The sequence below is a fragment of the Paralimibaculum aggregatum genome, assembly GCF_030270585.1.
Classification (GTDB): Bacteria; Pseudomonadota; Alphaproteobacteria; order Rhodobacterales; family Rhodobacteraceae; genus Thermohalobaculum; species Thermohalobaculum aggregatum.
On sequence record NZ_BSYI01000004.1, the window covers coordinates 210353 to 216352 of the forward strand.

3 protein-coding genes, 2 pseudogenes and 1 CRISPR repeat array (1 of these 6 running past the window's edge) are annotated in these 6000 nt (G+C 69.4%); of the genes and pseudogenes, 1 reads left to right on the forward strand and 4 read right to left on the reverse strand.

What is annotated here, in order from left to right:
• Positions 1 to 1692: a CRISPR direct-repeat array (repeat unit 37 nt; unit sequence GTCTCCCCGGGCCCCAGTGCCCGGGCCTCATTGAAGC) (it extends 442 nt beyond the left edge of the window).
• A 72-nt stretch (positions 1693 to 1764) separates the two neighbouring features.
• Entirely contained in the window at positions 1765 to 1899 is a 135-nt protein-coding gene (locus tag QSJ97_RS25165) for a hypothetical protein (RefSeq protein ID WP_434220882.1), read from the reverse strand.
• A 72-nt stretch (positions 1900 to 1971) separates the two neighbouring features.
• Here QSJ97_RS25165 and QSJ97_RS04130 point away from each other — a divergent pair.
• Positions 1972 to 3045 (forward strand): annotated as a pseudogene (locus tag QSJ97_RS04130) (IS5 family transposase); the annotation flags it as partial.
• 595 nt (positions 3046 to 3640) lie between these two features.
• Here the strand turns inward: QSJ97_RS04130 and QSJ97_RS04135 are convergent.
• The 3 genes and pseudogenes from QSJ97_RS04135 to QSJ97_RS04145 all read right to left on the reverse strand — a co-directional run.
• Entirely contained in the window at positions 3641 to 4336 is a 696-nt protein-coding gene (locus QSJ97_RS04135) for an RNA polymerase sigma factor (RefSeq protein ID WP_285670313.1), read from the reverse strand.
• A gap of 35 nt (positions 4337 to 4371) precedes the next feature.
• Positions 4372 to 4599 carry a DUF5681 domain-containing protein gene (locus QSJ97_RS04140; protein ID WP_285670315.1) on the reverse strand — a complete coding sequence of 76 codons (228 nt, stop codon included), beginning with the start codon at positions 4597 to 4599 and terminating at the stop codon, positions 4372 to 4374.
• Positions 4596 to 6000: pseudogene (locus QSJ97_RS04145) on the reverse strand (hypothetical protein); the annotation flags it as partial. The gene QSJ97_RS04140 and the pseudogene QSJ97_RS04145, both read right to left, overlap by 4 nt.

A 6000-nucleotide genomic window follows, 5' to 3' on the forward strand; every position in this document is an offset into this window, starting at 1 on the left:
TACGAGGTCTCCCCGGGCCCCAGTGCCCGGGCCTCATTGAAGCGCCTCGGCCTCGATGGCGTCAATCTCCCGATCCACCGCGTCTCCCCGGGCCCCAGTGCCCGGGCCTCATTGAAGCTCCGGCGTTCCGGGCGTAAATGTCCCCGCATACCGATGTCTCCCCGGGCCCCAGTGCCCGGGCCTCATTGAAGCGTCGGCGGGGACACGAACATCATGCTGATGTCTCTCCGGGTCTCCCCGGGCCCCAGTGCCCGGGCCTCATTGAAGCCCTTCGTATTCCCGCATGAGATCGAGCAAGGCGGGCGGTCTCCCCGGGCCCCAGTGCCCGGGCCTCATTGAAGCATCTCGGAAATCAGCCCTTCCCAGTCGGCCAGGCGCCGGTCTCCCCGGGCCCCAGTGCCCGGGCCTCATTGAAGCCCCGGCAGGGGGCGCCGGAGCGCTGGAACGCGCGGTCGTCTCCCCGGGCCCCAGTGCCCGGGCCTCATTGAAGCGCCGGCCTCTCCCGGACTACCTCCTTCGCCCCGCACCTGTCTCCCCGGGCCCCAGTGCCCGGGCCTCATTGAAGCGCAGAATGTTCTCTTCGGGCTTTTTCCGGCCGAACCGTCTCCCCGGGCCCCAGTGCCCGGGCCTCATTGAAGCGCGGTGCTGCTCTTGGCGGCGGTGCGGCGGCACTCCAGGTCTCCCCGGGCCCCAGTGCCCGGGCCTCATTGAAGCATGGAGGCCCCCTCCACATCGGACGTCGTTTACACCACGTCTCCCCGGGCCCCAGTGCCCGGGCCTCATTGAAGCAACCCCGATCTGCCGGGCAACCCCGGCGCCGTGACCGCCGTCTCCCCGGGCCCCAGTGCCCGGGCCTCATTGAAGCGCTCGCTTCCCCAGGGCGACGACGTTTCCGCTATCCTCGTGGTCTCCCCGGGCCCCAGTGCCCGGGCCTCATTGAAGCCCACTCATCCAGCAGTGCCTGGACAGCCTGCTTGCCGCCGTCTCCCCGGGCCCCAGTGCCCGGGCCTCATTGAAGCGCGGTGCTGCTCTTGGCGGCGGTGCGGCGGCACTCCAGGTCTCCCCGGGCCCCAGTGCCCGGGCCTCATTGAAGCTACTTCACTGACAACGGGACCTATGAGGTCGCCGTTCTCGTCTCCCCGGGCCCCAGTGCCCGGGCCTCATTGAAGCAAAGGCGGGGAGCAGTCCCAAGCCGAGGCGCGCATTCGTCTCCCCGGGCCCCAGTGCCCGGGCCTCATTGAAGCGACAAGCTGGCGGGCATGTTCCGCCGATCCACCTAAGTCTCCCCGGGCCCCAGTGCCCGGGCCTCATTGAAGCCGCTCGACATTGCGGTTTACCTGGCTGACCGAAATCACGGTCTCCCCGGGCCCCAGTGCCCGGGCCTCATTGAAGCGCCGACATCCTCTGCAACGTGCGGGCCGGGCTGAGCGACGTCTCCCCGGGCCCCAGTGCCCGGGCCTCATTGAAGCATCTCGACGCCGTTCTTGTAGATGCCGGCCGCGTTGTCTCCCCGGGCCCCAGTGCCCGGGCCTCATTGAAGCGGCGCAGCGCAAATGCCAATCAACGGGCCGCGGAGCGCGGGTCTCCCCGGGCCCCAGTGCCCGGGCCTCATTGAAGCGAGTAGATCGTGTCTTCAAGCTGAGCCTGCGCCCACGGTCTCCCCGGGCCCCAGTGCCCGAGCCTCATTGAAGCACCCAGACCGCGGTGTCGCCGCAGATCCGCCAGACCGCGTCTCCCCGGGGTGTCCGGGATTCGAAATGTTGATCATCTCCCTTTTCTGAGCCCCTCCGCCTTGAGCCTCCTGATCTTCTCCTCCAGGTAGCGGATCTCGCCCTCGATATTGCCCTTCGCGTCGAAGGCCGCGTAAATCGCGCGGTCCTCCTCGGGGAGCTGACGCATGGAGGCTTCTAGAAACCTCGCGTTTCCCGTGGTTGGCTGATTCGCTGGCGTCGGTCTGCAAGGGAGGCGCGGGTGTCAGGTCAGCCAGGGTTCTTCGATCTGTATGAGCGGTATCGAGCGCTGTCGAAGAGCGGCGATCCGCTCGAGCGGCTCTCGGCGGTGGTGGATTTCGAGATGTTCCGTCCCGAGCCCGACGCGGCGCTCTCGCGTGCTGACCGCGCACAGGGCGGTCGCCCCCTGATGGATGTCGTCATGATGTTCAAGGTTCTGGCGATCCAGGCGCTCTACGGGCTCGCCGACATGCGCACCGGGTTGCAGATCCGCGACCGGCTGTCGTTCATGCGCTTCCCTGGGCTCGACCTGCACGGCCGGGTGCCGGATGCGCATACGATCTGGCTGTTCTGCGAGCGGCTGACCGGGGCCGGCGCCGTGGACCGCCTCTTCGCCCGCTTCGATGCGCATCTGAAGGGGGCTGGCTGCCGCGCCATGGGCGGGAGACGATCGAGGGGTCCATCATGGCCGCGCCCCGCCAGCGCATGACCGATGCCGAGCGCGAGACCGTCAAGGGCGGCGGCATCCCCGAGGAGTGGAAGGGCAAGCCCGCGAAGCTGCGCCAGAAGGACCGGGACAGGCGCTGGACGCTGAAGCGGGGCGGGAAGAAGACGCGCCCCGACGGCTCTCAGGCCATGCAGGTCGCGGTGCCGGTCCACAGCTACGAGAGCCATATCGGCGCCGACCGGCGCCACCGGCTGATCCGTACCTGATCGGGTGAGCGATGAGGCCCGGCACGACGGGCGCGCGCTGCCAGGGCTGCTGGACACGTCGAACACCGGCTCGGGCGTCCGGGCGGATACCGCCTACGGGTCACAGAAGAACGAGAAACGGATTACCGCCGCCGGGCTGATCTCGAAGATCCACTTCCGGCGCGCACCGGGCACACCGCTGCCGGCGAACCGTCAGAGGGCGAACGCCGCCCGATCAGGAGCGGGATCGGCAATCGGGCACGCCTTCGCCGACCAGAAGCACCGCATGGGAGGGTTCGTCAGGACAATCGGCATCGCAAGGGCGCGCACCAGGATCGGCCTCGCCAACCTCGTCTACAACCTCCGCCGACATCTCCATCTCGAAACTGCGGCCGCAGCGGCAGCGCAACTCGGAGTGCCCAGAAGCCGGACGAACTGCCAGGGTCGAGGAACCTCAACCGCCAAACACGGAACCAGACCATCAGTGGCCTTGTGCGGCCAATAAATGGAAGTCTCCGATTGCTTCAGGTGTTCCCCGCACCCGTGGGGATGAACTGTGGTACCGGCCGGTACCACTCACGGCAAGGCGGTGTTCGCCGCACCCGCGGGGATGAACCGCTGGCGCAGAAGGCGCAGGAGACCGCCGATGAGTGTTCCCCGCACCCGCGGGGTTGAACCCCGTCTCGCCGATCTCGAGCGGCAGGTCCGCGAGTGTTCCCCGCACCTGTGGGATAAACCGCGCGGCAGAGATTTCAGCATTCTTCAACATTCCTGTTCCTCACACCGCGGGGGTGAACCGGCCCAGCTCGCGCCGGGCCTCGTCGATCTCCTGTGTTTCCCGCTCCGCGGGGATAGCCCCTCGTAGCCGTCGAGCAGGAGCTTGGAGATAGGTGGTCCCAGGTCGACATCGCGTCCAGCGTGCCCGGTGCTACCCCGCACTCGCGGAGACAGGCCCATCGAGTGCGACCATGCACCCGTCCTGGCTCATGGCGGCTTTGTCAGAGCGAGCGCTCATCGGTGCCCGGCTGCGGTGGCTGCAGCGCGGCGATGACGCGGTCGGCGAGGGCGGCGCAGCGGCGGCCGGCGAAGGGGAAGATCGCGTCGAAGCCGCCCTGCAGGCGCCGTTCGATCGCGCGGCGCAGGCGCTGGCGGGCGCGGAACAGCCGCGTCTTCACCGTCACCGGGTTGAGCGCGAGGTCGCGGGCGACGGCGAGCGTGCTCATGCCCTCGGCCTCGCGGAGCAGGAACACGATGCGCAGCTCCGGCGGCAGCTCGGCGACCGCCTGCTCGAGCATCTCCCGCACCTGGCGCCGGCCGGCCTCCGCCTCCGGCTGCGCCGCGCCGCCGCCCGGAAACGGCAGCACGGTGTCCCGCGTCACGTCGCTCTCGGTCACCGTGTCATACCCCTCATGCGCCGGATCCGCCTGCGCGCGGCGGCGGCGCTGCAACGCCGCGTTCACGGCGATCCGGGTGATCCAGGTCGAGAACCGTGCCTCGCCGCGGAACGCCGCGAGGCCGCCGAAGGCCGCGAGATAACTCTCCTGCACGATCTCCTCGGCCTCGGCATCGCTCCGGGCGATGCCGCGCGCCACCCGGAAGAGCCGCGGGTTGAGCCGCCGGATCAGCTCGCGGATCGCCGCCTCGTCCCGCTTGCGGGCGGCGGCCACCAGCGCCGCCTCCGTGGCCTCCGCCACGGAAACGGCCGGGTCTCGGTGAAGCGCCGGGCTGCTCACGCCATGTCCTCCCGATACAGCCGGCCGGCACGCAGGATCGCACCGACCGGCGGAAACGCCGCCAGCGCCTCGGCCTCGCCGTCGAGCAGGGCTGCAGCAGCCGTTGTGGCGTGATTGCGGGCGCCGCGCGGACGCCCGGAGGGATTTCCGCTGATGCCCTTCTTCCAGCGCCCGGCACCATCGCGCACCTGCCTGGCGCCTGCAGTTTCAGGTCCATCGCTCATTCGATCTGATCCTCGGTTCTTCGGGAGCACTGCTTCTTTCGGCCTGGCGGGCCACGGTTTCCTGGTGGCGCCCGTGTCCGTGCCCAGCCATGCAGGCGGAGGGACGGGCCTTTCCGCCCCGCAATGGCAGCGTTGCACCATGCCGTGCTGCGTTGTGCACCACGCAGCGGCACGGGTTTCAGTTCGCTCCGGCAGGCCTTCCGGGCCGTTCCGGAGATCGCCTCCCGCGATGCAGCATCGGCGCGATCGCTGCTCGGGGCGGAGAGGATATCGAACGCCTCGACGGGGCCGATCAGCGCCTCGACGGCCGCCCTCGGCTCGGCATGCTCGGGGGAAACCACCGCGATGTTGCTGTGGCGCGAACGCTTGCGGCGGATGCTGACTACCCAAAAACCCTCCTTACAGATCTCTATGGAGGATTTTTGGGTAGTCGCCCGGAGGGCATGGGCCGCCGCCTGCTCGCTCTTCCAGAGCGCGGGATAGGCGCGGGCAGCGAGCGTCCCGCTCCCGAAAGCGACCCCGCCCCGCGCGATCATCCGCTCGAAGGGGGTCTCGTCCCGCCAGACCGCGCTGACGGGCAGGCGCTCGGCGGGCCGGAACAGACACGCATCGGAGAGCACCAGTACCTCGACGGGGGACCCGGCATCCCGGTTCACGGCGCGGGCCCGGCCGATGGCCTGCTCGACCTCGGCATCGGTGATCATGCGCCGGAACTGCGCGGCGACGGCCGCGTCATCTCGGTTCCGTGTCAGCGCGCCGGTCATTGCCGCGAGATCCGAGGATGCGGGCAAGGGTCGTCCGACCACGATCACCCGGGAGATCCCGCCGAAGGCGTCGAGCCCCCGCAGCGCGCCGAAATGCGCCGTGGAGACGCCTTCCGGCAGTGCGCCCTCATCCTGGAGCGTGCCGATGAGTGCCTTGTAGGTGATCAGCAGGAGGCCACCCGGCGCCCCGCCTGGCGTCTCACGGATCAGCCGGGCGAGCCGGGCGCGATTGTTCCGGGCGGCCCCGTTGGCCGAGACCGAGCCGCCGCCGAGCATCATGCGCTTCGACCAGCTCCTGTCATTGCACTGCCGGAGCACGAGATGCGGCTCTGCGGCATATACCGCCACATGCTTCATCTGCCCGAACCAGTGCGCCAGGATCTCCGGCTGCGGCGTCGCATCGAGCAGGAGGATCGGCGCGGCCGACCAGAGCGCGTGGATCGGCACAATACCGGTGATGTGCAGATGCGGATCGCCGTCCGGACCATGGCCGACGACGAGGCGGTCGGTCCTGCCCTTCCCTTCCTCGAGCATCTCCGCGAGCTCCGTCCAGATGCGGACCATGCGGCGAATCGTGCGGTTGGGATCATGCCCCGGGTGGGGTGTTGCCGAGCGGACCGGCACCTTGCGCCGCCAT

Coding starts and splice junctions, on each gene's coding strand:
- QSJ97_RS25165 (WP_434220882.1), bottom strand. CDS start 1,899: ATGCGTCAGCTCCCCGAGGAGGACCGCGCGATTTACGCGGCCTTCGAC.
- QSJ97_RS04140 (WP_285670315.1), bottom strand. CDS start 4,599: ATGAGCGATGGACCTGAAACTGCAGGCGCCAGGCAGGTGCGCGATGGT.